Here is a 25,635-nt window from a genome sequence, read left to right as displayed (position 1 = left end):
TTAAACCTTAAACAAAAATAAATGGCGACAATAACTAGGTTTGAAGATTTAGAAATTTGGAAAGAGGCTAGAAGACTCGCTAAAGAAATTCATATTATTGCTGTAGAATCAGATTTAAAAAATGATTTCAGATTTAAAGATCAAATAAAAGCATCATCAGGCTCAGTAATGGATAATATTGCTGAAGGTTTTGAGAGAAACGGAAATTTAGAGTTTAGACAGTTTTTGTCTATCGCAAAAGGATCCGCTGGAGAAACCAGGTCGCAATTATACCGAGTTTTGGATTATAAATACATCAATGAAGAAAAGTTTGAAATTTTAAAAACTGACTTCGAAAATTTAAGTGGAAAAATAAACAATTTTATATCATATTTAAACAAGAAAGATTTTAAAGGCACCAAGTTTCAGTAAACACGAGAACTTTAAACTTTAAACTTTAAACAAAGAAAACATGTTAAGTATAAAAAATTTACACGCCTCGATAGGTGACAAAGAAATATTAAAAGGAATCAACCTTGAAGTAAAAGCAGGAGAAATTCATGCGATTATGGGACCAAACGGTGCTGGAAAAAGTACGCTTGCTTCTATCATTGCTGGAAACGAAAACTACGAAGTAACCGAAGGTGAAATCTCTTTAGACGGAGAAGACCTTTCTGATTTGGCACCAGAAGAAAGAGCACACAAAGGTGTTTTTCTTTCGTTCCAATACCCAGTGGAGATTCCAGGAGTTTCAGTAACGAACTTCATGAGAACTGCCATCAACGAAACGCGTAAAGCAAACGGTCAGGAAGAAATGCCTGCAAACGAAATGCTAAAAGTGATTCGTGAGAAATCAGAATTATTAGAAATTGACCGTAAATTTCTTTCTCGTTCTCTAAACGAAGGTTTTTCTGGTGGAGAAAAAAAACGTAACGAAATTTTCCAAATGGCGATGTTGGAACCAAAATTGGCTATTCTTGATGAAACCGATTCTGGACTTGATATTGATGCCTTACGAATTGTTGCAAATGGTGTTAACAAACTAAAAAGTGACAAAAATGCAATCGTAGTGATTACGCACTACCAAAGATTATTAGATTATATCGTCCCTGATTTCGTTCACGTTTTATACAACGGAAAAATTGTAAAATCCGGTGGAAAAGAACTAGCACACGAACTGGAAGAAAAAGGATACGATTGGATTAAACAAGAACAAGAAGCTTAAAAATTTGTTTGAAGTTTAAAGTTTAAAGTTGCCTCGAGATAACTTTAAACATTTAAACCTTAAACTTTAAACAATATAAAAATGGAATTGAAAGAAAAATTACTATCGTCTTTTATGGCTTTTGAAGAGCGTGTAGATGTTCACTCTGAACTTCATGACGTGAGAACTGCCGCCATAAAAAACTTTGAAGATAAAGGTTTCCCAACCAAAAAAGACGAAGCTTGGAAATACACTTCGCTAAATGCCATCTTAAAAAATGACTTTACCGTTTTTCCAAAACAAGAAAATGCTGTTGAATTCAACCACGTAAAAAAATACTTTTTACACGAAATAGACACCTATAAAGTAGTGTTTATTGATGGTGTTTTCAGTTCGCATTTGTCGTCAACAACACACGAAGGAATTGATGTTTGTTTGATGTCTTCTGCATTGACCAAACCAAAATACAAAATGGTTATTGATACTTATTTTAACCAAATTGCCAATAAGGAAGAAAGTTTGACTTCATTGAATACGGCTTTTGCTATTGAAGGAGCGTATATCAACATTCCGAAAAGTAAAGTAGCGGATAAACCAATTGAGATTATGTATTTCTCAACAGGAAATGAAGCGTCACTTTTGGTTCAACCAAGAAACTTGGTGATTGTGGGTGAAAATTCACATGTTCAAATTATTGAGCGTCATCAAAGTTTAAACGAAAACCCGGTTTTAACAAATTCTGTTACCGAGATTTTTGCTCAAAAACGCGCGATTGTTGATTATTACAAAATTCAAAACGATACGCTTGAAGCGAACTTAATTGATAACACTTATGTTTCCCAGCAAAAAGAAAGTCACGTTTCGGTTCATACCTTCTCTTTTGGAGGAAACTTAACGAGAAACAACTTGAATTTTTATCACTTTGGCGAACGATTGACAAGCACCTTAAACGGAATCACAATTATTGGCGAAAAGCAACACGTTGATCATTATACTTTAGTGAAGCATTCAGCTCCAAATTGCGAAAGTTTCCAAGATTATAAAGGAATCTATGCTGATCGTTCTACAGGAGTTTTCAACGGAAAAGTGTATGTGGAAAAAGACGCTCAAAAAACGAATGCGTTCCAAAAAAGCAATAATATTTTATTGAGCGACAAAGCGACAATAAACGCAAAACCGCAATTAGAGATTTTTGCTGATGATGTAAAATGTTCTCACGGTTGTACTGTTGGACAATTAGACGAAACGGCAATGTTCTACATGCAACAACGCGGAATCCCTAAAAAAGAAGCCAAAGCATTATTGATGTATGCATTCTCGAATGCTGTTATCGAAAACATCAAAATACCGGAACTTAAAAAACGAATTACCACCATCATCGCCACAAAATTAGGTGTAAAATTGGGGTTTGATTTGTAATATAGTTCAAAACAAATATAAAAAACCGTCTTGTTTAAAAAACAAGACGGTTTTTATTTTCTTGCAAAATCTAACAATTTTGAAATGTCTTCATTATCTGCTTCTTTTAAAGCAGTAATGTAATTATATCTGATTTCATCTGCTTGAAATCGATTTTTAAAGCCCCAAGTAAAAATTTCCTTGTCAAAAATAGTTTCTATAATAATATCTGCCATAATCCTTGAGTGGCGACCATTACCATTAGGAAAGCAATGAATTTTTACAATCCTATGTTTGAATCTAATCGCTATTTCATCTGGAGAATATGTCTTATTTTCAATCCAATATTTAGTATCATCTAATAAACAACGGAGTTCAATACCAATTTTAATCCAAGATACACCAATGTTTTTCTCCGATTTTCTGAAATTCCCAGCCCATTTCCAGACTCCACCAAACATTTTTTTGTGAACTTGTTTTACAAATTTCTCAGTTAATATATTTTCGGTTTTAAATTTACTTCTGATTGTCCATTCAATGGCTTTTTCGATATTTAGCTGTTCAAATTCATCTAATTCTTGTAAAGTACCAATTGTTTTTATTAAAAGCCCGTCTTTCTCTTCTTCATTTAAAGGAGTTTGCCCATTCTGGTACTCTAAATTTAATCCCATAAGCTTCTGCGCATTTCTTGTTTGATTTCGAATGCTAAATCTTCAATAGCCTTTTGAATTATTATTTCCCTATTACCTTGATTTTCCAATTGCATAGTTTGATGAGTTCTCATTACAATTCTCTTTGCTAATTCTTTTGATTTATCTTCAACATAGCTGCTAAAAGAACCCTTATTAGGTACAAAACCATAAACTAATTGCATATCTAAAACCTTAGCTACTTCTTTTAAAGATTTTATCGAAATAGAACCATTAGTTTCACTCTCCTCTATACTCCGAACACCTTGTTTGCTTATACCTAGTTTATTACCTAATTGTTCCAATGTCATGTTTAATCCTTTTCTTATAGAAAAGACCCAACCATTTTCAGAAACTGGATTTTTCATTGCCTCTACTAACAAACTGGATTTCTGATCTAATTGTTCTAGTATTATTTGTTTATTTGTTCTCATTTTTAAGTGATATTAAATAATAAGTAAACTAATTAGTTTACTATAAATAACAAAAGTAAACAAATATATTTACTATAAGTAAATAAAGTAAACTTATTAGTATACTTATACAACACTTAAATACATAAAAAATTGACTAGAAACATCTTTAATCGACACCCTCCAAACTCCCTACAATTCCTTTCAACATTCCATTGAAATCAAAATTAGATTCTTCTTTCAAGCCCATTCTTACAATCACTAAATCAAGTGACGGAATAATCGCTACCATTTGCCCCTGAAAACCGCTACAGTAATACATATCTCTTGGAACATCCGGAAAATGTCCGCCGGCATTGAGCCAAAAGTGTCCGCCATATCTTCCATTGGAAGTATTCGTGGGGGCTGCAGTGTATTTCGCCCAGCTTTCGTTAAAAATTTGTTCTCCGTTCCAATTGCCTTTGTGCAAATACAATAACCCAAATTTTGACCAATCGCGTGTTGTAGCCCAACCGTACGATGAACCTACATAATTTCCCACCATATCCGTTTCGATTACCATCGAGTTCATTCCTATTTTATCAATCAAAGCCGAATACCAAAAATCTAAATATTCCTGATGCGTTTTGAACTGCTTCCGCAAAATTCCGGAAAGTAAATTTGTCGTTCCAGATGAATAATTCCATCGCGTGTTCGGTCTATGCTCTGCCGGTTTTTCTAATTGCGCGCTGGTCATATCTTCGGCCTGAAAAAGCATTTTGGTAGCATCAGAAATAGTCGCGTAATCCTCTACCCATTGTAAACCAGAATTCATGTGCAGCAAATCGCTTGTTGTAATCAACTTTCGGTTGTCATTCGCCCATTCTGGAATTGGCGCAGGATCATCAATGTCAAATTTTCTTTGTTTCTCCAAAATTCCAAACATGGCGCTAGTGATACTTTTAGTCATAGACCAACCTAATAATTTACTGTTTTTATCGAAACCGGTATCGTATTTTTCAGCAATGATTTTGTCTTTATAAATTACTAAAAGGGAGCGCGTTCTTTTGTTAATAATGCCTTTTTTATCAAAAGCATTGGCCACAGCCGCATTCAATTTAGTATAATCAACGTTGCTAAAAACAGTGTCTTTAGGTTCGTTATTTCCATACGGAAAAGGTAAATCATTGTTCAATTTTGTTCTTTTGGGAACCAAATACGGTTTTGTCACATCAAAATCATCGTTGATTAAAGTCGCTCCCAAACCTTCGCGGTAAATTGCTTTTCGTTCCTTCAAACCATAAACCGAAGCAACGACAAACTTTCCGGCGTCTTCAATTTTATTTTTGGCCAAATCAATCATGTCGATGTCATTGTCACCTTTCTCAATCATTTCCTGCGAACGATTATCAATAAAATGTCCCGAAGCGATACTTTTGGCTGAAAAGCCAGAAATTAAATCCAGTTTTGGATAAGTGGTGAAACCAAAATAAGAAACACCAATGAAAGAAACGAAACCAAATAATCTGAAAACTTTTTTCATAGAGAATTAATTTGAAGCAATTTAATAAAAAAGAAGCATACATTTTTTGAACTGTTACCACATTGATTATTATTAACAAGTGTTTGCCGAAAATTAATTTCAATTTCATTACTTTTGTATTTAGAAAAATTCTAAATAATGAAGCCCAAACAACAAATTGGGTTATCTAAAAAATGTTACTTATTGGCGTTCTATCTAACCAATAAAAAAACAATAAAAACAGGCAGATTACATGTTAGATATCAATAAAATTAGAGCCGACTTCCCTATTCTTTCCCAGAAAGTAAACGGAAAACCATTGGTTTATTTCGACAACGGGGCTACTTCGCAAAAACCACAAGTGGTGATTGATGCAATTTCAAAATATTATCAGGAAATTAACGCTAATATTCATCGTGGCGTGCACACGTTGAGTCAACTGGCAACTGATGCGTATGAAATTTCCCGAGGTAAACTTCAAAATCACATCAATGCAAAATTTGCCCACGAAGTACTTTTCACTTCGGGAACAACGCATGGAATTAATTTAGTTGCCAATGGATTTGCTTCGATTTTGAAACCAGGCGATGAAGTTTTAGTTTCGGCATTGGAACACCACAGCAATATTGTGCCTTGGCAAATGTTATGCGAGAAAACGGGAGCGACTTTGCGCGTAATTCCTATGAATGAAGATGGTGAATTGATCATGTCAGAATATGACAAATTGCTTTCGGATAAAACGAAGATTGTAACCGTAAATCATATTTCGAATGCTCTGGGAACTGTCAATCCAATTAAATACATGATTGACAAAGCGCATGAAGTTGGCGCGGCGATTTTGATTGACGGAGCGCAAGCCGTACCGCATTTGAAACCAGATGTTCAGGAATTAGACTGTGATTTTTATGTTTTTTCAGGACATAAAATGTGTGGTCCTACAGGAACTGGAATTTTATACGGAAAAGAAGCGTGGTTGAATAAATTACCGCCGTATCAAGGTGGAGGCGAAATGATCAAGGAAGTGACTTTCGAGAAAACTACTTATGCTGAATTGCCTCATAAATTTGAAGCTGGAACACCAAATATTGCTGGAGGTATTGTTCTGGGAACTGCGGTTGATTATATGAATGAAGTTGGTTTTGAAAACATTCAACAACAGGAAAAAGAATTGTTGGAGCATGCAACTTCACGTTTATTAGAAATTGAGGGTTTGAAAATTTTTGGTACAGCCAAGGAAAAAACTTCTGTAGTTTCGTTTAATATTGAAGGCATTCATCCGTACGATATTGGTACGATAATTGACAAATTAGGAATAGCCGTAAGAACTGGTCACCATTGCACCCAGCCTATCATGACTTTCTTTTGTATTCCGGGAACACTACGAGCATCGTTTGCTTTTTATAATACCAAAGAAGAAATTGATATTATGGTTGAAGCCATTAAAAAAGCGCAACTCATGTTGTCGTAAAAATTTAAAATTATGACATCGCCATGATTCAAAATCGTAAATGGTACTATCGAATGGCGATACCATGTTCCTATAAAAAACAAATATTATCTACACATGAAAATACTATCTTTATTGTTTCTGACCATTTTTCTTGGAAAAGGGTGTAACAGTGCTCAAGCGCAAGAAATCAGCAATGCTGTAATTGAATATGAAGCCAACACCAGAGGTTTTTATCAAAAAATAACGGTGAAGAATCAGATGGTTACTATTTCTAAGGATAGGGATGGAAATGACAAACCGACACCAACAAAAATATCGGATGCCGACTGGAAAGAACTCGTAGACTGTTTTGAAACGATGGAATTGGATAGTTTGTCCAAATTAAAAGCACCTACCGAAAAACGTTTTCATGACGGTGCGGCTATTGCCAATTTGAAAATCACCTTCAAAGACAAAACCTATGAAACGACTAGTTTTGATCATGGTTTTCCACCAAAGGAAATTAAGAAATTCGTAAATAAAATAAATTCATTTGCTAAAAAAGAATAAATGAAAATTAAGGACATACAAGAAGAAATTGTTGATGAGTTTTCTATGTTTGACGACTGGATGGAACGTTATGAATACATCATCGAATTAGGAAAAAAGCTTCCTATGATTAAAGAAGAATTCAAAACAGAAAACAATCTGATCAAAGGCTGCCAATCAAAAGTGTGGTTGCAGGGAGAACAAACGGATGACAAAATTGTTTTCACTGCCGATAGTGATGCCATTTTGACAAAAGGAATTATTGCGATATTAATTCGTACTTTTTCCAACCAAAAAGCGTCTGATATTCTCGAAGCTGACATGGGTTTTATTGACGAAATAGGCTTGAAAGAACATTTATCGCCAACACGCGCCAACGGATTGGTATCGATGATAAAAAATATTAAAATGTATGCTTTGGCATTCAATGCACAGAATTGATTTCAAACTAATTCGTTTAACCATATAAGACATTTAAGGTCATATAAGTCAGAATAAAAAACGGAAAATTTATGACCAAAACATCTTTAAAAGATTTAATTTATCAGGTTAATGGTTGTGCTATAGAAGTACATAAACATCTTGGTCCCGGTCTTTTAGAAAGTGTTTATCATACATGTTTAAAAAAAGAATTGACAATTAGAGGTTTTGAATTTCAAACTGAACTTACAATTCCTGTTTATTATAAAGGTTTAGAACTTGAAACAGGATTAAGATGTGACTTATTGGTTGAAAAAAGTTTAGTAGTTGAACTTAAAGCAGTCGAAAAAGTTTTACCAATACATGAAGCCCAAATTTTAACCTATATGAACCTTTTAGAAATTCCTATAGGATTAATGATAAATTTCAATGTAACACATATTTTTAAAGAAGGACAAAAAACATATGTCAACGAAAGATATAGATATCTGGATGAATAAAAAACAAAAATAGCAGACTTTAAATATGATTTAATCAAGCTAAATAATAAAAAAAAGTACAAATATAATATTCAAAACAAAAACCTTAAATGACCTTCAATGTCTTATATGGTTAAAATACTCAAACAATGGAACAAGAAATAGACACAAATGAATTAGGAGAATCTATCGTAAAAATATTAAAAACTATTTACGATCCAGAGATCCCTGTAGATATTTACGAATTAGGACTGATTTATGACGTGATGGTTAACACCGATTACGAAGTAAAAATCCTGATGACACTTACCTCTCCAAACTGCCCGGTTGCAGAAAGTTTACCAAGAGAAGTGGAAGAAAAAGTAAAATCATTAGAGAATGTAAAAGATGCTGAAGTAGAAATTACTTTTGATCCGCCTTGGAGTAAAGATTTAATGAGCGAGGAAGCAAAATTAGAATTGGGAATGTTATAAAATTTGTTTCAGGTTTAAAGTTTAAGGTTAAGCAACTTTAAACTTTAAATCTTTTAAACTTGTTCAAATGGAAGAAATAATAAATAAAGTTGCGAATAGTGTTTTGGAAGTTTTCGATCTCGAAGATTATTATCCAAAAGGAATTCGTACGCAAATCGATATTTCGCAATGGCTATTAGAAGGCTTTTTATTGAAAGAAAAAGACTTTAGAGAAGAACTGAAAAATCAGGATTGGTCACAATACCAAGATCAGTATGTTGCTATTCATTGCAGTACCGATGCTATTGTTCCGGCTTGGGCTTCTATTTTGGTGGCCATTCAATTAGCGCCATTTGCCAAGAAAATCATCAATGGAACTTTAGAAGATTTAGACGCTTCGCTCTATGAAGAATTATTGCCTAAAATTGACTATTCGGTATATGAAAATAAGCCTGTTATCATAAAAGGATGCTCCAGAAAACCGGTTCCGATGCGGGCTTATGTATTAGCAGCACATTACTTGCAACCTTTTGCTCGAAGTATTATGTATGGCGAAGCATGCTCAGCCGTTCCATTGTATAAAGCACCGAAAAAGGGATAATATATTTACGTTTAGTAATAGTTTAAAGTGTAATTCAAAATATAAAACATGAAAAAAATAGTTTTTTCTGTAGTGTTTCTTTTTGCAATGCTTTCTGCTGCTGCACAAGAAACGGCAACAGACACGATAAAGTATTGGACCAAAAAAGGGAATATCTCACTGCTTTTTAATCAATCGGCTTATAATAAACAATGGCTTGGTGGCGGAACTTCAAATATTGCGGGGAATTTTGGACTGAATTATGACTTCAATTATAAAAAAGAAGATATCGTTTGGGATAACAAATTTATTTTAGCGTACGGTTTAACCAAAATAAAAGGAGACGAAAAAACCGCAAAAACGGACGATCGTTTAGAACTGAACTCTCTTTGGGGAAAGAAAGCCAAAGGACAATGGTACTATTCGATGTTTTTCAATTTCAAGACTCAAATGGACACCGGATTGGACAAAAATGACGAGAAAATTTCTCATTTTTTCTCTCCGGCATATTTCCAGTTGGGACCAGGAATGCTGTGGAAAAAAAGCAATAATTTGAGTGTCAATTTTTCTCCGGCAACAGCAAAACTAGTTGTTGTTCATCCTCATTTTACTGAATTTGGACCTTCTTTTGGAGTATTGCAAGGCGACTCTACTCGATTTGAGTTTGGAGCCAGTATTACGGCATACTATAAATTCAATATCATGACGAATGTATCTATAGAAAACCGACTGAATTTATATTCCAATTATTTAGACAATCCACAAAACGTGGATGTTGATTACCAAATGAATGTCATTATGAAAATCAATAAATACTTGTCGGCAAATGTAGCGGTACAAGCCATTTATGATGACAATTCCGTAAAAGCTGTTCAGGTGAGAGAAGTATTTGGTTTAGGCGTTACTTACGGTTTCTAGAAAACACATTTTCAATCACTTTATATTGACAATCAGATACTTGTAAAAAATATTTATCAGAAAAAATCGCAAACGCACTATCTTTTTTAGTACATTTATTCTCCTATTTAACCTACTAAGACATAATGGTAAGCATTTTAAACTAACACTAATTGTTTTAAAACTTCACCTTATGAAAAAATTACTTTTATTCGTCCTGTGTGCGACCCTTTTTGTAGCATGCAAAAAAGAAGCTACACCAAAAGCAGTATCAACTTCTGAAACACCTGATACACCAACACCTCCAACAGAATTTGCCGATAGCAAATATTCCGATATCGGAAAAAAAATGTTAGCAGATTTATCGAAAAGCGACATGGATTCCTGGACAGACAGCTTTGCCGAGGATGCCAAGTATTACTGGAATAGCGGAGACAGTCTGGTAGGAAAACCAGCCATAGAAAAATACTGGAGAGACCGAAGAGGTAACGTTATTGAAACCATCACTTTTGAAAAAGAAATTTGGTTGCCAGTCAAAGTAAACGAGAAAGGCAACATTCCGATGGATGGCATCTGGCTTCTTAGTTGGTACAAAACCACCGCAAAATACAAAGGAGGCAAGAGCATGACACAATGGATTCATTCCACGTATCATTTTAATTCGGAGGATAAAATTGATATGGTCAACCAATACCTGGATCGAGTGCCTATTATGGAAGCAATGCCACCGAAGAAATAAATTTTTAAGTCCCAGTTTGCAGAACTCCGAATGTATCTCATAAAAAAACGGCACTCATTTAGGGGTTCGTTTTTTTATGGTTTTTATTTAAGTAGATATTTGTCGCAGACTAACACCAGAGATTTAATACTAAATTAAGCCCTATTTTCGGATTTGCAACCCGAGCGATAGCGAACAGGCGAAGCAAATTATCCCAAATACAAACCAACTTTCCATTAAGCCAATTGCCCAAATCCGTTGTAGTAACTGTTCTAGGCAGTGCTTTATTTTGATGCTTTAGACTTCTTAATGTTCAAAGTTTTCTGTTTTATCCATTGAATTGAAATGTCAACAGGTCCTGTAAAATTGTCAGAAACAGTATTGTGTCCTAATGTTGAAAACAAGGCATATTCGAAAGGTTTGCCTTGAGCTTTCAATGTATTTAATTGCTCCATGCACAACTTTACTGGAATCTGTATATCTTTCTCACCAAAAAGCCAAATTCCTGGAATTGAAAGTGTATTCAAGGAATTTTTTGGGTCAGTAGCTGTAAATTGATACCTGTCAGAATCATTTTTGATATGTTCACGAGCTTCTGATTCTGTATGATTTTCCCAAAAATTATTGTTTCCATTAGTATAAAACTGAAATCGAAGTTGTTCTAGGGTTGTAATTGTAGGGCAACTAAATAAAACCATAAATTCAATTTGTGGATTTTTACTTGCAGCAATTGGGATTATCCATCCTGCTTGACTGAAGCCAACTAATCCTATAGGTGTTTTTTTATCTTTCAAATAGGTTCGAAATGTATTTACTGCTGCACTTGCATCATGAGATAATAAATTAAGATTCGTAGTGTCAATATTATTCGTGCCAACAGATGGCCCTACATATAAACCACCAGATTCTCCAACTCCACGTTTATCATATGTCAATACAGCAATACCTTCTTTGGCAAGACGTTTAGCGAACTCCATTTCTCTTTTTACAGGATCAGACCCATGAACAATTACAACTGCTGCCAATGTTTTTTTAGGTGTTAAAATTGAGCCTGCAAGAGTGATGCCCTGACTTTCAAACTTTACATCTTGAATGGTAAAGTCGGTCGATTGAGAAAATACCATTTCTGGTAAAGCTATTAATAATAACCAAAGAGGTGAATTAGAAAAAAAGTTAATATTCATATTAGTATAATATAAAAAATTGTTTTGAATGGTCATCGTTAGCATTACTACTAACGTCTTGGTACTACAGCGGGTTTGGAACTAAATTAAGCTCATTATTCGGATTTGCCACCCGAGCGATAGCGAACAGGCGAAGCAAATCATCCCAAATACAAAACCAACTTTCCATTAAGCCAATTGCCCAAATCCTTTGTAGTAGCTGTTATGCATCGTTTTTTATACTAATCATTTCACTTTTTCTTCCAACGAATAAATCATTAAAATAAGGCATGAGATTTACTGGTTCTAGTAAACTTGAATTCATATGTTCCAATAAATTGTAGTAAAGAAAACCAAGATGATTTCCAGCTTTTTCTTTCTCTTTATCTGCTCCAAAAGCGGATAACGTCCATTCGTTTTCTTGATTCTCAGCATATTCAGGATATCTTTCAAATACCATTTTCGTTTCAGTAATTCGTCCGTAAAATATAACGCCTTTGTCTAATAAAATAATATGATTTGGAAGATATTTGTTTCCAAATTCCTTTTGACAATCTTTAAATTCATTTATGTCGAATTGTTCTGAATCTACAAAAATCATAAATGAATAGATTGCATTTAACACTTTGTTATTTCTCTGCAAAATCATATCACGCATCAAAGTAGAATTTTTAATTTCTCCATTATATGCAGTATTGAAAACTATTTCTCTACTCATTTTTTCTTTTACAAGTTTTAAACTTTCGCAGAATGCTTTAATTGGTTTTTTGTATTTTTCGTATGTCGATTTAACTTCTCCAATTGCGTAAAGTGATTCAGAAGGAAAATATTCTGTAGAATCATTTGCTCTTAAAAGAATTGGAATGAATGTATTGTCAGATATTAAGATATCAAATTGAGGGCTTGTTTGTCGATTGTTGTCAACAATATGTCCATGTCCAACATAGTAATTACTAGGCATTCTACTTCGTAAAAAATCCCGTACTGCATTTTCCACTTCATTCCCAGAAGCTTTAATGTCGCTTGAAGCATGAATCACTTTTGAACGCTTTCTCGCTTCAATTATTTTTTGTGCGTCTTGTCTGAATATTTCTTCAATGTCGAGATTTGATAATTTACTCATAATTTGTTTTAAAATGATGCATAACTTGTATGTATGTATGACAAAATCATACAAAGCCACCCAATTTTAGGTAGATAGGTATGACAAAGGTCAGACTTTATTTATTTTCAAATATATTTAATTTTTCTTACAAAGTGACAATGAATAACAGAAAAGGAATTAATACCACCAGAGCCCGCATGAAGGATAGCAGTGAAAATCCTTTTATGTAGTCCCGATCCCGAAGCTTCGGGACGGGACTACATAAAAGATTGTAACGCATAGCCTGACGCAGCTGTAACGCAGAGGAAGCTGGGACATGCCCAAAAAAAATCCCTCTTGAGAATGTCAAAAGGGATTGTGTATTTTATGTTTTAGAGAGAATTATTCAGTTTCTTCGTCGTCTTTGTCTTCTTTCTCCACTGCGTCTTTATAATCCGGATATAAAAACTTATTGTACGGAAAACGGGTGATGTGAATGTGTCGTACGGCTTCGTAAACGCGTTCTCTGAATTCCTCGAAATTTTCTTTGTTGGTAGCCGAAATAAACAAGGCATTTTGCTCTCCTACTCGGCTCATCCAAGTCGATTTCCATTCTTCCAGCGTGTAATGTCTTGGCGTTTTTTCGGTCATTAAATCATCTTCATCAATAGTCAAATGCTTGTAAGCATCGATTTTATTGAAAACCATAATAACGGGTTTGTCATTAGCCTTGATGTCCAATAACGTTTGGTTTACGGATGCAATATGATCTTCAAATTCAGGATGCGAAATATCGACTACGTGCAATAACAAATCGGCTTCGCGAACCTCATCCAGCGTACTTTTGAAAGAATCAACCAGTTGCGTTGGCAATTTCCTGATAAATCCTACGGTATCCGAAAGCAAGAAGGGCAGGTTTTTAATCACTACTTTTCGAACGGTGGTGTCCAATGTTGCAAAAAGTTTGTTCTCTACAAAAACATCACTTTTCCCTACGGCATTCATCAAAGTCGATTTCCCCACATTTGTATATCCCACCAAAGCCACACGAACCATTGCGCCACGATTACCGCGTTGCACACCCATTTGCTTGTCGATGGTTTTTATTTTTTCCTTCAATAAGGCAATTCGGTCACGAACAATACGTCTGTCAGTTTCAATCTCCGTTTCCCCAGGTCCACGCATTCCAATTCCCCCTTTTTGACGTTCCAAGTGCGTCCACATTCCGGAAAGTCTTGGTAATAAATATTGGCATTGTGCTAATTCTACTTGCGTTCTTGCATACGAAGTTTCGGCGCGTTGCGCAAAAATATCCAGGATAAGGTGCGTTCTGTCCAGAATTTTACATTCCGTAATGATTTTAGATATATTTTTTTGCTGTGAAGGCGATAATTCATCATCAAATACCAAAGTTGAGATATCATTCTCTTTTACAAAAAGATGAATCTCTTCAATTTTTCCCGTTCCAACAAAAGTCTTGGGATTAGGGCGTTCCATTTTTTGCGAAAAACGTTTCACCACTTCTCCACCTGCGGTAAAAGTCAAAAACTCCAATTCGTCAAGATATTCGTTAAGTTTCTCTTCACTTTGGTTTTGAGTTACAATACCAACAATAGTCGTTTTTTCGAAATTTATTACTTCTTTTTCTAACATGTCTTTGAATAAGCTACAAATTTAATGATTTGTCAGGGACTTATCTAGTTCTGGGTTTATAAAAAATTAGAAGCCGTGAATAATGATAGTTTTTGGGTCGAGACGGAAATAAGACCAAAGAAAAATTTTGCCACGGGTTAATCTTTACTTTTTAAAAAAATTAGTTAAAATTCGGGTAATTCATGGCTAAAAAATTTATCCAACAGAAATCAGCAAATTTGCGGTTATTTTGAAAACTCTTGCTTTTGCACGAACGACTTTAGGAGTTCCACTGGATTTTTAATTATTTTTACACCAATATAATCCCATTTGAATGAATCGCTTTTTGCCATTTCTCATTGTATTCTTGCTTCCCGTTTTTCTTTTTGCCCAAAATAATTCTAAGGAATTATTGGATGAATTGGATCAAGCGGTAGCTGATTATGCTGTTTATTCCAATAAAAAAGAAGGCGAAATAAACAAACTCAAGGAACAGCTTTCCTACACTTCTGCCGATATTCAAAAATACGACATCTATGGAAAGTTGTATGCGGAATATAAATCGTACCAGTCGGATTCAGCATTGATTTACGCTCGAAAGAGTTTTCAAATCGCCGAAAAACTAAATGACATTCAAAAGCTAAATCACGCCCGATTAAATCTAGCTTCCATCATGGGAACATTAGGGATGTACAAGGAAGCAACCGATATTCTTAATCAAATAAACATCACTACTTCGCCCGAACTAAAAGGTTATTATTTTACGGTAAACAGTGTCGTTTATGGGTATATGTCAGATTATGCAGCTTCGCTTCAGGAAAAAGAAAAGTATATTGTACTGACCAAAAAGTACCGTGATTCCTCCTTAAATTGCTACAAACCGCAATCAAGTGCTTATATTATGGCGAAGTCCAGCACGCTTCTTGATGCCGGAAAACACGATGAAACACTGGCTTTGTTGCTGAACTATTTTCCGAATATTGCTCAGAACAGTGATGATCGAGCGGTGATTGCCTATATTATTTCGCAAGCATATCGCCAAAAAAAAGACCTTGAACAGGAGAAAAAATGGCTGACCATTTCTGCTATTTCCGATTTACAATTGGCAAAAAAAGAATATATTTCGTTGCGCTCGTTGGCTTTTCTAATGTACGAAAGCGGTGATATCGACCGCGCTTATACCTACATAAAACGCTCGCTGGAAGACGCCCTTTTTTGTAATGCACGCTTACGAACCTATGAAATATCGAAGATGCTACCCATTATCAACGAGGCGTATCAAAAACAAAATGAAACCAATCGATTTCAGTTAATTCTGTTTTTGATAAGTGCCAGTATATTATCCGTGTTCTTGTTGGCGGTGCTTTTTTTACTTTTTAAGCAAATGAAAAAATTGTCTAAAGCAAAGCAGGATTTAAGTTTGGCCAACAGCAAGCTTTCGGAACTGAATACAGAATTAAATACTTTCAATGAAAAATTGAATGAGACTAATTATACGCTGACCGAAGCCAATCTTCTGAAGGAAATATACATTGGTCGTTACATGGATCAGTGTTCCGATTATTTAGGCAAGTTAGACGAATACCGCCGAAAACTGAACGTCATGGCAACGACAGGAAAAATGAACGACCTCATCAGTGCCGTAAAATCGAAACAATTTGTCGAAAATGAGCTTAAGGAATTCTATACTAATTTCGACAAAACATTCTTGCAACTCTTTCCTAACTTCATACCGGAATTCAGGGCTTTGTTGCTTGATTACGAAGCAACACAATTGAAGGAAGGCGAACTGCTGAATACGGAACTAAGAATCTTTGCACTCATCCGTTTGGGCATCAAGGACAGCGCAAAAATTTCGACTTTTCTTCGGTATTCGGTATCTACAATTTACAATTACCGCTCACAACTTAAAAATAAAGCAGCAGGTCCACGAGAAGATTTTGAAGCTAAAGTAATGCGGATTGGAACCAATTTAAAATAGAAAAATTCTGTTTTTAAAGGAGGTGTTCGGGATTAAAACAATCTCGAACACCTCTTTTTTATTATAAATTTACCACTTTTTTTAAACGATAAATTTACACAATACACAGTTATTCAGTATCTTGCATGTAAAAAAGAGAAACACAATCTACTTTTTTAGAATGATAAAAATATGTAGTGTGTAAAGCGTTTACTTTTACTTCCTCGAAATCTGGAAAACTTTGGTTTTTTCAATAAATCGATTTCGTGAAAATCATGTTTATCACAATCTATTACCAAACCTGAAAAATTAATTTATCAAATTCTATTTAAAAAATGAAGCAATTTCTTTTCACAGCCCTAATGTGGCTCGCGTTTTTTAGCCCTGCAAAATCGCAGCAGTTAAAATCACCAAATGGAAAATTTGTAATGGAGTTTACATTACAAAATGACGGAACTCCAAGTTACAGTTTAAATTACAAAAATAAAGCAGTTGTAAAACCAAGTAAATTGGGTCTTGAGTTAAAAAATGACAAAAAATCACTGTTAAATGACTTTACGGTTGTTGACTCGAAAGCGACAACTTTTGATGAAAACTGGCAACCAGTTTGGGGAGAAGTAGCCTCCATTCGCAATCATTATAACGAACTCGCAGTAACCTTAAATCAGAAAGAAACTGATAGAAAAATTCTTATTCGCTTCCGCTTATTTGACGATGGTCTAGGATTTCGCTATGAATTCCCTTCGCAAAAAAACCTTACTTATTTTGTAATCAAAGAAGAAAGAACCCAGTTTGCAATGACTGGCGATCATACTGCGTTTTGGATTCCGGGTGATTATGATACCCAAGAATACGATTATACTACCTCAAAATTATCTGAAATTAGAGGGTTATCAGAGAAAGCTACTACTGCAAATGTTTCTCAAAAGTCTTTTTCTACAACAGGAGTTCAGACTTCGCTAATGCTAAAAACAGCGGATGGATTGTATATCAATTTGCATGAAGCGGCATTAATTAATTATTCCTGCATGCATTTGAATCTGGATGATGCAACCATGGTATTCGAATCTTGGTTGACACCAGATGCCAAAGGCGACAAAGGATATATGCAGGCTCCAAATCATTCGCCTTGGCGTACCATAATTGTCAGTGATGATGCAAGAGAAATTTTGGCTTCAAAAATGACCTTAAACTTGAATGATCCGTGTAAAATTGAAGATACTTCATGGATAAAACCGGTTAAATATGTAGGTGTTTGGTGGGAAATGATTACTGGAAAAAGCTCATGGTCGTACACGGATGAATTTCCAACGGTACAACTTGGCGTTACTGATTTTGCAAAAGCGAAGCCTAATGGAAAACATGGTGCAAACAACACTAATGTGAAAAAATACATTGATTTTGCAGCTAAACACGGTTTTGATGCCGTTTTGGTCGAAGGCTGGAATGAAGGTTGGGAAGACTGGTTTGGTCACTCCAAAGATTATGTTTTTGATTTTCTGACTCCTTATCCTGATTTTGATGTCAAAGGATTGCATGAATATGCTAAATCAAAAGGCGTAAAAATGATTATGCACCATGAAACTTCGGGTTCTGTGCGTAACTACGAACGTCACATGGACAAAGCGTATCAGTTTATGAAAGACAATGGTTATGATGCCGTGAAAAGTGGTTATGTAGGAGATATTATGCCAAGAGGCGAAAACCACTACAGCCAATGGATTGTCAATCATTATCAATATGCTTTAGAAAAAGCTGCTGATTATAAAATTATGCTGAATGCGCACGAGGCGGTTCGTCCAACAGGAATTTCCAGAACGTATCCGAATTTAATTGGTAACGAAGCAGCAAGAGGAACAGAATATCAAGCTTTTGGAGGTTCTAAACCAAATCACGTAACGGTATTGCCTTTTACACGTTTAGTAGGTGGACCGATGGATTACACGCCGGGTATTTTTGAAATGGATTTAAGCAAATTGAATCCTGATAATAATTCTCATGTGAACAGCACAATTGCAAATCAATTGGCATTGTATGTAACGATGTACAGCCCGTTACAAATGGCAGCTGATTTAACAGAAAACTATGACCGTTTTCCGGATGCTTTTCAGTTCATCAAAGATGTAGCAGTAGATTGGTCTGACAGTAAATACCTTGAAGCTGAACCTGGTCAATATGTTACCGTTGCGCGTAAAGCAAAAGTGACGAATAACTGGTTTATCGGTAATGTAAACGGAGACAATTCTCGTACCTCAACAATCAAATTTGATTTCTTGGAAAAAGGAAAAAAATATATAGCCACGATTTATGCTGATGCCAAGGATGCGCATTATAAAACCAATCCGCAAGCCTATACGATTCGCAAAATGACAGTGACTAACAAATCCAAACTGGCACAGCTGAGTGTTCCGGGAGGAGGTTATGCCATTAGCATAGTTGAAATCAAAAAGTAAATAACTAAGAAAGGCTGTCCAAATAGACAGCCTTTCTTGATTTTATCATAGCCTTAAACTAATTCACTGAAATAAGTTTTACCTCAAAAATAAGTACAGAACCTCCGGGAATACTACTGTAATCATTACTCCCATAACCAAGATGAGAAGGTACCAAAAGGATTCCGCTTCCGCCTTCTTTAAAATAAGGGATTCCTTCCGTCCATCCTTTTATCACTTGGTTTAAACCAAATGAAATTCCTGAAGCATTACTTTCATCAAAAACATTTCCATTAGTAAAATACCCTTTGTACGCCACTGTCACATTAGAGGTTGCGGTAGGTTGTTCTCCATCACCAGCTTCATTAATCACATAATACAATCCTGAATCGGTTTTTGTGGCAGTCAATTTATTTTTGGCAATGTAATCCACGATTTCTTTTTCGTTTTGAACGGTGTAATCAACAGATTTAGATGATTCGTTATCTGATAAACAAGAAACAAATAATAAAGAAATTAGGGCTAATAAAGTAGATTTCATAATTTAATTTAAATGTTAAGGCTGCAAATATAGTAATTCAAGTAAAGCCTTTAATAAAAATTATTTGTCTCCAAAAACCTGAACATCATCTACTTGAAAAGCACCATCCAAAGCCAGATTTTTACCGGAACCCGTATATTTAAAAGCAATGTTGATTTTACCTTTATACGAAGATAAATCTACTGCGCCACTTCCTACAAATTGATACCAAGGCGTAGCTTGTTTGGGTAAATTAACAACTAACGGAGTCCAAGTTGCGGTAGTAATATTCAACCCGTCAAAATTACTGGAAACATAAACTTCCAAAGAATTTAACTGGGAATCAACATCTAAGTGATGCTGAGCCGTTCTAAAAGTCAAGACTTCTTTCGTATGAACCTCCATATCTATTTTTGGCGAAATCAACCAAGCCACATTCGAAACGACTTTGGTTCCTGTAATATTAAATTCGGCATAACCGTTTCCGGAATAAACAGTGCCTTTCCAGAAAAGCGTTCCTTTTTGGACCATATTCGCCCAGCCGGGAAGATTTAGTTTAACATTGTTTTCAACCGTTTCAAAATCTTGGGAGAAAAAAGGAGTTGCTCTGCTTCCGGACATCACCACATCTTTTTCGGAACGGGGCAATAATTGGTAATCACTTCCATATTTCGTCAAAATTCCTCTTACTTTTCCACTTCCATTAGGGACTAATTTAGTCGCAAAATCAGAAAAACTGCTCGTTCTAAAATACACTTGATTCCCTAGTTTATCCACCAAACTCCAATTCGTCGCACCGCCAACATTATTCGTTTCTTCAAAATAATGGCGTCCTATTGCGGCAGCTGAAAACTGAACATCAGACAACTCAACCAACGTATTCAAGTTAGAATCATTCAGTAATTCTGACATGGTCAGAGACCGAACTAAAACCTCTTCCTTTACATTCGTACACGACGCATTCAGCACTTTTTTATACTCATTTTGAGAAAGTCGTCCTACTCCGCCTTCATTATAGGAATTCACAAAAATGCTTCCTATGCGCATCCCTCCAAACGAAATATCCGTGTATTGGTCTTTCAACTTTATGTATACTTTATTGCCCAATCTGTAATCAATGTACAAATTTGTAGCATCCACGGGAACACTAAATCCTATGGCAGGTGTTGTGGCTGTTGCCAAAGTCTGAAAGGAAATCGACTTGAAAAAATTCCCCGATTCATCACTGGAAACCACATACGCCTCGATAATGTCATCGTATTTATACTGGGCTACAATCGCATTTGCAACCGAGTGAACTTCGCTTACCGTTGTATTAGTAATTAAATCCGGTTGCGTACAAATGAGTTTTGGAGCGGCAACCTCATCCGTTACGCAACTGCTGAAAGTAATTGTCAACAGTAAAAATAATTTGCAGAATGTTGATTTCATATGCTTTAATTTAAAGATTGATATAAAGATTCACGAAATACGTTCTTCCGTATCCGTAGAAATATTTTGGTCCAAAAGAAGGCGTACCACTGGAAACATCCTGATTGATTTGTCTGAAATTAGCATTTCGGGCTTGTTCATAACCGCCTGTTTTATAAGTAACATCCAGCACATTATTGATACTGGCAAAAATTCCAACATTCTTTCCATAAATGCGCCATGATTTTCCACCAACAAGATTGAGCAACATCGTTGGGTCAAATTCTTCTTGTTTTAATAGTGTTGCTGCACGTTCCTCGGTTGCCTCCGGAAAATTAAAACCGCTTGCGGGATTTTTATAAAATATTTCAGTTCTGGAAATAGGCGAAATATCAATGTAACTATTGGTGAGGTAATTCATGTTGGCACTAATCCACCAATATTTTGGATCTCGATATTCAATTCCCACGGAATACGCTCGCTGTGGCATTCCTGCTTGTTTGTAATTTTTGAGTGAGGCTGTTCCAAAATCAAAAACCGGACTGGTGTTTTCCAATGACGCTTCGGCATCGTTTGTCAACGTCACATGTGGATTACTGTCATACGTATATTCCCCAAAAGCCGCTGAAAAAGTAGTTTTAAACGTTTGGCTTACTTGGTATTCCAAACTGAATTCTGCACCCATATTTTTCTTGTTCAATTGCGTTAACGTCTGACTCACAAAAGCATCGGTATTTAAATAACCCGCGCCATCATCAAAAATCCCTTCGGCATAAAAAAAGGAAATTTGAGTCGCATTTTTAATTAGAGAATAATAGGCTGTCAGTCGGGCTTTTAGTTTTGGAGAGCGATAGACATAACTGGCATCCAAACTGCTGATGTTCTCACTTTGGAGTCCGTCAACAATTGAATTATTCAATCGGGAATTTGCAAAAGTATTTCTCAGAGAAGGTGCTTTGGTCAAATGTGCCACATTGAAAGTCACCAACTGTTTGCCGGAAATTTTCAAATTTAATCCGGCTTTGAAGCCAAAGTTTTCAAACGCTACTTTCTCACTTTTCCCGAAGGAATTAGTTTCGTAGATTCCGTTTTTGTATAAACCTTCCCTTTGGTAACTTGCAGTTGAAAAATTCTGAGCCAGATAAAAGTCTACTTTGTTATAGGTGAGTTTAAATTGGGTAAATGCTTCTACAGTATTGGCTAAATAATTATAATTGTATCCATACGTATCCCCAACAACTACTTGGCGGTCTGGATTATTCAAATCAGACTGGGATTGGTTTCCGCTGTAAAAAGCGTCGATATCTTCAAAATAGGAACCACCAAGCAAGTCCAAAAGCTTTTGAGAATTATGTGATTTCAATTTTTTGAATGATGCTCCGGCATTCAAAAAAATATTTTCTGACAGTTGCGCACTCAAATTTGTTGTGGCTGCCGCCATTTGGTCTTCTACTTGATCTTCATACAAAACGTACTTGCTTTTTGTGGGTTCATAACCTGAAATTGTACCGTTGGAATCCAAAACTGGATTTTGATTGGCTTGGTACAAAGCCGTCCAATCAATTTGAGGATTCGCTAAAAATTCTGCTTTGCTTTTGGCTGCATTTTCATAATCCGGAGTAAATACACCAGAAAATTCTCCATTATCCGGCGCATAAAGCGAACTGTAATAACTGGGCATTTTTCTGTAATACGTTGGATCCGGACTATTGGCATTTTGATAATCGATGTTGCTGTTGGCAATTTTTCCAAATTGATACATCACACTCGAATTCAGACTGGTTTTATCATTGATTTTAAAATAATGATTTAGCATTATTGTGGGCTCTTCAATGGTTTTTATGCGGGCATTTCTCTTTTCACCATCTTGAAAACCCCAATACGAATTGTATTTCACACTGGTCAATTGCATAACTTCGGCAGTGTTTGGAGAGTTTTTGGCTCTGGAATTGGGAGTATACATTGCCGTCAGATTCAACGAATGATTCTCGTTTAATTTTTTTTCGAGACTTATAAAAAAGGAATTCGCATCATAATTTGTCCCTTCAAAGTAGCCTTCTTGCGCCCAGCGCTTTCCTGCCGAAACTACAAAAGCCCAACCGCGGGAATTCATTCCGGAAGCATGCGTTGCCATGGTACGCCAACTGTAATTAGTATTGGTTGATGAAAATGAAATTCGGGAACCCGGTCTGTAAATAGAAGCCCGCGTGTTGATTTCCTGCGTTCCTAAAATACCACCAAAGGTATAATCCGAAGGAGTGGTCCCGAGTGTGAATTCCTGATTGCGAAGCGCATCATTCAATCCGCCCCACTCGCCCCATTGCGGTCTTCCATCATAAATTTTATTCATGGAAACGCCATTAATCATCATCGTGGAATGCTCGCTATCTAATCCGCGAACTCTAAAACGGGCTTGTCCCCAATTGAAAGCGGCGGCTTGCAAAAAAGCATCTCGGGACGATTGTAACAATCCGGAAGTACTTTCGGAACTGCTGTTGTCATCGCTAAAATCACTTTCGATAAGTGTGATGATACTATTTTGTTGTTCTGTGGATTGATCTTCTTCTAAAGTTATGGTTCCTAAATCCAGCATTTTTCCTTCGATAATTTCTATAGGATACAAGGCATCTTTGAATCCTTGACTATGAATAAGCAGCAATATATTTCCCGAAGGAGCGGTTTGAAAACTGAAATTACCATCGGCTTTGGTGAGTTGCATTAAAGTAGTGTTTTGAACACTAACGACTACAAACCCTAACGGATTTTGCGTTTTGGACTCGATAACTTTACCGAAAAATCCCGTATTATTTTGTGCTATAACGCATCCTACTTGAACGATAAAGAAAAAACCCATGTAAAATTTATTCATATATTCAAATGTATGGTGATGGTATATAGTCACTAAAATTGCGGTCGAGAGGATTTCTTTTTATTATTTCTAGCAAGAAGTTCAACCGTTAAAAACAAATTTCAACGGTTGAACAAAAAGCATAGAAAGCGTCATCCAAAATGAGACAACAGCTTAAAATAATTAAAAATGGATTTTGGAAATATGGGACGTAAATCCCAATGGGTATACTTATAAAGAGTGGTATTTGAAATTTCTTATTGAAAGAATTATAATGTTAAATATACAAAAAAATAATATACAATTGAATTTTAAATAAAATTTTTCTTATAAAAACAAAAAAGCAGTAATTAGCCCCGATGGAAGCAAGTATCCTTTTTTATAAACGCTTGGAATTTATTCATCGTTTGGAATGCGAATGGGTTGCGTTTAAAAAAAGATACTGCGCACAGCGGGAGGATGTGTTGTTATGGAAACAAAATGTAGTGCTCCTAATACTTCTATTTACTCAATTGCTTTGATTCGGGAAACCATAATTGCGATGAGAATCCCAAAAATACCAATAAAAGCAAATGAAAATCGTAGACTTGATAACTCAGCGATGTAACCGATAATAGGCGGTCCCATAAGAAAACCCAAGAAACTGACACTGGAAACTGTCGTTAACGCTACACTGGGAGAAACGTTTGGATTTTTTCCGGCAACGCTGTAAACGGTAGGCACAATCGTGGAAACTCCCAAACCAACAAACATAAATGCAATGGTTGCGGGGATGACGAACGGGAAAAATACCGCTGTAAAAAGTCCTGCCGAAATCATGATTCCGCTGATTTGCAAGACAGTTTTTCGACCAAATTTATGAATAAGACCATCTCCTAAAAATCGTCCGCCCGCCATCATAATCATAAAGGAAGTGTATCCCAAAATCACTAATGGTCCGGGTGCTTTGATGACATCTTTGAAATATACACCGCTCCAGTCAAACATAACCCCTTCACTTGCCATGCAACAAAAACCAATGATACCAAGCCAAATTAAGGCACTATCCGGTTTTGAAAAGAGTTTTTTCTTTTCGGTTTTGACGGTTTCTTTCGCTTTTATTAAAAATTTATAATTGAAAGCAATCATCAAAAGCACGATTCCCGCAACGATTAAAAAATGTTGGTATGGATTAAGTTCCAAAGCCAGCATTCCTAAACCTACTAAAGCTCCCGTGAATCCGGCAAAACTCCACATTCCATGAAAAGAAGACATGATGGTTTTTTTGAAAAGGACTTCGGTATAAACACCTTGTGTATTGACAGCGATATTCGATAAATTACCAAAAATCCCAAATAAAAACAAGCCCAATGACAGTTGCCAAGCCTGAGCAGCCAAGCCCAAATTAGTCAAGCATAAAACATAAAAAAGTAAGGATGTTATCAGAATACGGTGGCTCCCAAAACGAGTGACCAATTTACCGGAAAAAGGCATAGCAACCAATTGCCCTAATGGTAATGCAAATAAAATACTTCCTAAATCTCCTTCACTTAACTGTAATGCTGTTTTAATATCCGGAATGCGGCTTGCCCAAGTGGCAAAACACAAACCCATTGCAAAATAAAACATAGAAACTGCCCAACGCGTTCTTTTCAAATAGGAAATCTTAGCGTCTTTATATGTTTTTTTGAATTTTGCTTTGGTTCTAAATCGGGATATAAAATTTAAGTCTATCAAGATAATTGGATTTTGAAATTTGATTTATCAAAATTACAAAATCCAATCATTGGTTGTGTCAAAACAACACATAAGAAAAAAAATACATCGTTATTGTTTATAAAAATACAGATTACTGCTATAAAAAGTGATGGCCGCGAATTCGCGAATTCCTTTTATACT

General features: G+C 35.6%; 23 protein-coding genes. 13 read left to right on the top strand and 10 right to left on the bottom strand.

Translation table 11 applies throughout. The features are described from left to right. Positions 1 to 21 precede the first annotated feature (21 nt). The 3 genes from QLS31_RS01290 (at position 22) to sufD (ending at position 2,602) form a co-directional block, all read left to right on the top strand. Complete coding sequence (locus tag QLS31_RS01290; RefSeq protein ID WP_282741978.1) at positions 22 to 411, top strand: four helix bundle protein; 390 nt, start codon at positions 22 to 24, stop codon at positions 409 to 411. A gap of 40 nt (positions 412 to 451) precedes the next feature. After that, positions 452 to 1,204 (top strand): Fe-S cluster assembly ATPase SufC, encoded by a 753-nt coding sequence (gene sufC, locus QLS31_RS01285; protein WP_282711122.1) that lies wholly within the window; start codon positions 452 to 454, stop codon positions 1,202 to 1,204. 81 nt (positions 1,205 to 1,285) lie between these two features. After that, on the top strand, positions 1,286 to 2,602 hold the full coding sequence (gene sufD / locus QLS31_RS01280; RefSeq protein WP_282741976.1) for a Fe-S cluster assembly protein SufD: 1,317 nt from the start codon (positions 1,286 to 1,288) through the stop codon (positions 2,600 to 2,602). 53 nt (positions 2,603 to 2,655) lie between these two features. Here sufD and QLS31_RS01275 read toward each other — a convergent pair whose 3' ends face one another. The 3 genes from QLS31_RS01275 to QLS31_RS01265 form a co-directional block, all read right to left on the bottom strand. Continuing rightward, positions 2,656 to 3,252, bottom strand: coding sequence for a mobile mystery protein B (locus QLS31_RS01275; RefSeq protein WP_282741974.1), 597 nt, complete (start codon positions 3,250 to 3,252; stop codon positions 2,656 to 2,658). Next, a complete protein-coding gene (locus QLS31_RS01270) occupies positions 3,243 to 3,704 on the bottom strand; it encodes a helix-turn-helix domain-containing protein (RefSeq protein ID WP_113636259.1) in 462 nt (153 codons plus the stop codon). Before QLS31_RS01270 ends, QLS31_RS01275 begins: the two co-directional genes overlap by 10 nt. A 148-nt stretch (positions 3,705 to 3,852) precedes the next feature. Continuing rightward, positions 3,853 to 5,205 (bottom strand): serine hydrolase, encoded by a 1,353-nt coding sequence (locus QLS31_RS01265; RefSeq protein ID WP_282741971.1) that lies wholly within the window; start codon positions 5,203 to 5,205, stop codon positions 3,853 to 3,855. A 232-nt stretch (positions 5,206 to 5,437) separates the two neighbouring features. Between QLS31_RS01265 and QLS31_RS01260 the strand changes: the two genes are divergently transcribed. The 8 genes from QLS31_RS01260 to QLS31_RS01225 all read left to right on the top strand — a co-directional run bounded on the left by QLS31_RS01260 (position 5,438) and on the right by QLS31_RS01225 (position 10,729). After that, complete coding sequence (locus QLS31_RS01260) at positions 5,438 to 6,652, top strand: cysteine desulfurase (RefSeq protein WP_282741969.1); 1,215 nt, start codon at positions 5,438 to 5,440, stop codon at positions 6,650 to 6,652. Between the two features lie 96 nt (positions 6,653 to 6,748). After that, entirely contained in the window at positions 6,749 to 7,183 is a 435-nt protein-coding gene (locus QLS31_RS01255) for a hypothetical protein (protein WP_282741967.1), read from the top strand. Further along, a complete protein-coding gene (locus QLS31_RS01250) occupies positions 7,184 to 7,603 on the top strand; it encodes a SufE family protein (protein ID WP_282741965.1) in 420 nt (139 codons plus the stop codon). Between the two features lie 71 nt (positions 7,604 to 7,674). Further along, entirely contained in the window at positions 7,675 to 8,082 is a 408-nt protein-coding gene (locus QLS31_RS01245; protein ID WP_282741963.1) for a GxxExxY protein, read from the top strand. Positions 8,083 to 8,210: 128 nt separating this feature from the next. Further along, positions 8,211 to 8,534, top strand: coding sequence for an SUF system Fe-S cluster assembly protein (locus QLS31_RS01240; RefSeq protein WP_282727672.1), 324 nt, complete (start codon positions 8,211 to 8,213; stop codon positions 8,532 to 8,534). A 67-nt stretch (positions 8,535 to 8,601) separates the two neighbouring features. Then, a complete protein-coding gene (locus tag QLS31_RS01235; protein WP_282741961.1) occupies positions 8,602 to 9,114 on the top strand; it encodes a DUF2480 family protein in 513 nt (170 codons plus the stop codon). A gap of 48 nt (positions 9,115 to 9,162) precedes the next feature. Further along, positions 9,163 to 10,011 (top strand): DUF3078 domain-containing protein, encoded by an 849-nt coding sequence (locus tag QLS31_RS01230; protein ID WP_282741959.1) that lies wholly within the window; start codon positions 9,163 to 9,165, stop codon positions 10,009 to 10,011. A 328-nt stretch (positions 10,012 to 10,339) separates the two neighbouring features. After that, positions 10,340 to 10,729 carry a hypothetical protein gene (locus QLS31_RS01225; RefSeq protein ID WP_282741956.1) on the top strand — a complete coding sequence of 130 codons (390 nt, stop codon included), beginning with the start codon at positions 10,340 to 10,342 and terminating at the stop codon, positions 10,727 to 10,729. A gap of 263 nt (positions 10,730 to 10,992) precedes the next feature. On the opposite strand, the gene QLS31_RS01220 is transcribed toward QLS31_RS01225, so the two are convergent. From QLS31_RS01220 to hflX, 3 genes are all read right to left on the bottom strand, one after another. Continuing rightward, positions 10,993 to 11,892 carry an alpha/beta hydrolase gene (locus QLS31_RS01220; protein ID WP_282741954.1) on the bottom strand — a complete coding sequence of 300 codons (900 nt, stop codon included), beginning with the start codon at positions 11,890 to 11,892 and terminating at the stop codon, positions 10,993 to 10,995. A 202-nt stretch (positions 11,893 to 12,094) separates the two neighbouring features. Then, positions 12,095 to 12,994, bottom strand: coding sequence for a DUF6602 domain-containing protein (locus QLS31_RS01215; RefSeq protein WP_282729449.1), 900 nt, complete (start codon positions 12,992 to 12,994; stop codon positions 12,095 to 12,097). Positions 12,995 to 13,357: 363 nt separating this feature from the next. Further along, positions 13,358 to 14,608: a GTPase HflX gene (gene hflX / locus QLS31_RS01210; RefSeq protein ID WP_282741952.1), complete on the bottom strand. Its 1,251-nt coding sequence runs from the start codon at positions 14,606 to 14,608 to the stop codon at positions 13,358 to 13,360. A gap of 313 nt (positions 14,609 to 14,921) precedes the next feature. Between hflX and QLS31_RS01205 the strand changes: the two genes are divergently transcribed. Continuing rightward, positions 14,922 to 16,568, top strand: coding sequence for a DUF6377 domain-containing protein (locus QLS31_RS01205; RefSeq protein ID WP_282741950.1), 1,647 nt, complete (start codon positions 14,922 to 14,924; stop codon positions 16,566 to 16,568). A 314-nt stretch (positions 16,569 to 16,882) separates the two neighbouring features. Next, positions 16,883 to 19,000 carry a glycoside hydrolase family 97 protein gene (locus tag QLS31_RS01200; protein ID WP_282741947.1) on the top strand — a complete coding sequence of 706 codons (2,118 nt, stop codon included), beginning with the start codon at positions 16,883 to 16,885 and terminating at the stop codon, positions 18,998 to 19,000. Positions 19,001 to 19,058: 58 nt separating this feature from the next. On the opposite strand, the gene QLS31_RS01195 is transcribed toward QLS31_RS01200, so the two are convergent. The 4 genes from QLS31_RS01195 to QLS31_RS01180 all read right to left on the bottom strand — a co-directional run bounded on the left by QLS31_RS01195 (position 19,059) and on the right by QLS31_RS01180 (position 25,473). Continuing rightward, on the bottom strand, positions 19,059 to 19,520 hold the full coding sequence (locus QLS31_RS01195) for an FKBP-type peptidyl-prolyl cis-trans isomerase (RefSeq protein WP_282741945.1): 462 nt from the start codon (positions 19,518 to 19,520) through the stop codon (positions 19,059 to 19,061). A gap of 60 nt (positions 19,521 to 19,580) precedes the next feature. Further along, on the bottom strand, positions 19,581 to 20,930 hold the full coding sequence (locus tag QLS31_RS01190) for a DUF5689 domain-containing protein (protein WP_282741943.1): 1,350 nt from the start codon (positions 20,928 to 20,930) through the stop codon (positions 19,581 to 19,583). A 10-nt stretch (positions 20,931 to 20,940) separates the two neighbouring features. Beyond that, positions 20,941 to 23,778 carry a carboxypeptidase-like regulatory domain-containing protein gene (locus tag QLS31_RS01185; protein ID WP_282741941.1) on the bottom strand — a complete coding sequence of 946 codons (2,838 nt, stop codon included), beginning with the start codon at positions 23,776 to 23,778 and terminating at the stop codon, positions 20,941 to 20,943. Positions 23,779 to 24,261: 483 nt separating this feature from the next. After that, positions 24,262 to 25,473, bottom strand: a complete 1,212-nt coding sequence (locus QLS31_RS01180; RefSeq protein WP_282741939.1) for an MFS transporter — start codon at positions 25,471 to 25,473, stop codon at positions 24,262 to 24,264. Positions 25,474 to 25,635: the final 162 nt, after the last annotated feature.

Origin of the sequence: Flavobacterium sp. XS2P24, assembly GCF_030010285.1 — a bacterium.
Classification (GTDB): domain Bacteria; phylum Bacteroidota; class Bacteroidia; order Flavobacteriales; family Flavobacteriaceae; genus Flavobacterium; species Flavobacterium algoritolerans.
The sequence above is the reverse complement of the archived record's forward strand: the minus strand, read 5'-3'. Positions and strand labels throughout refer to the sequence as shown.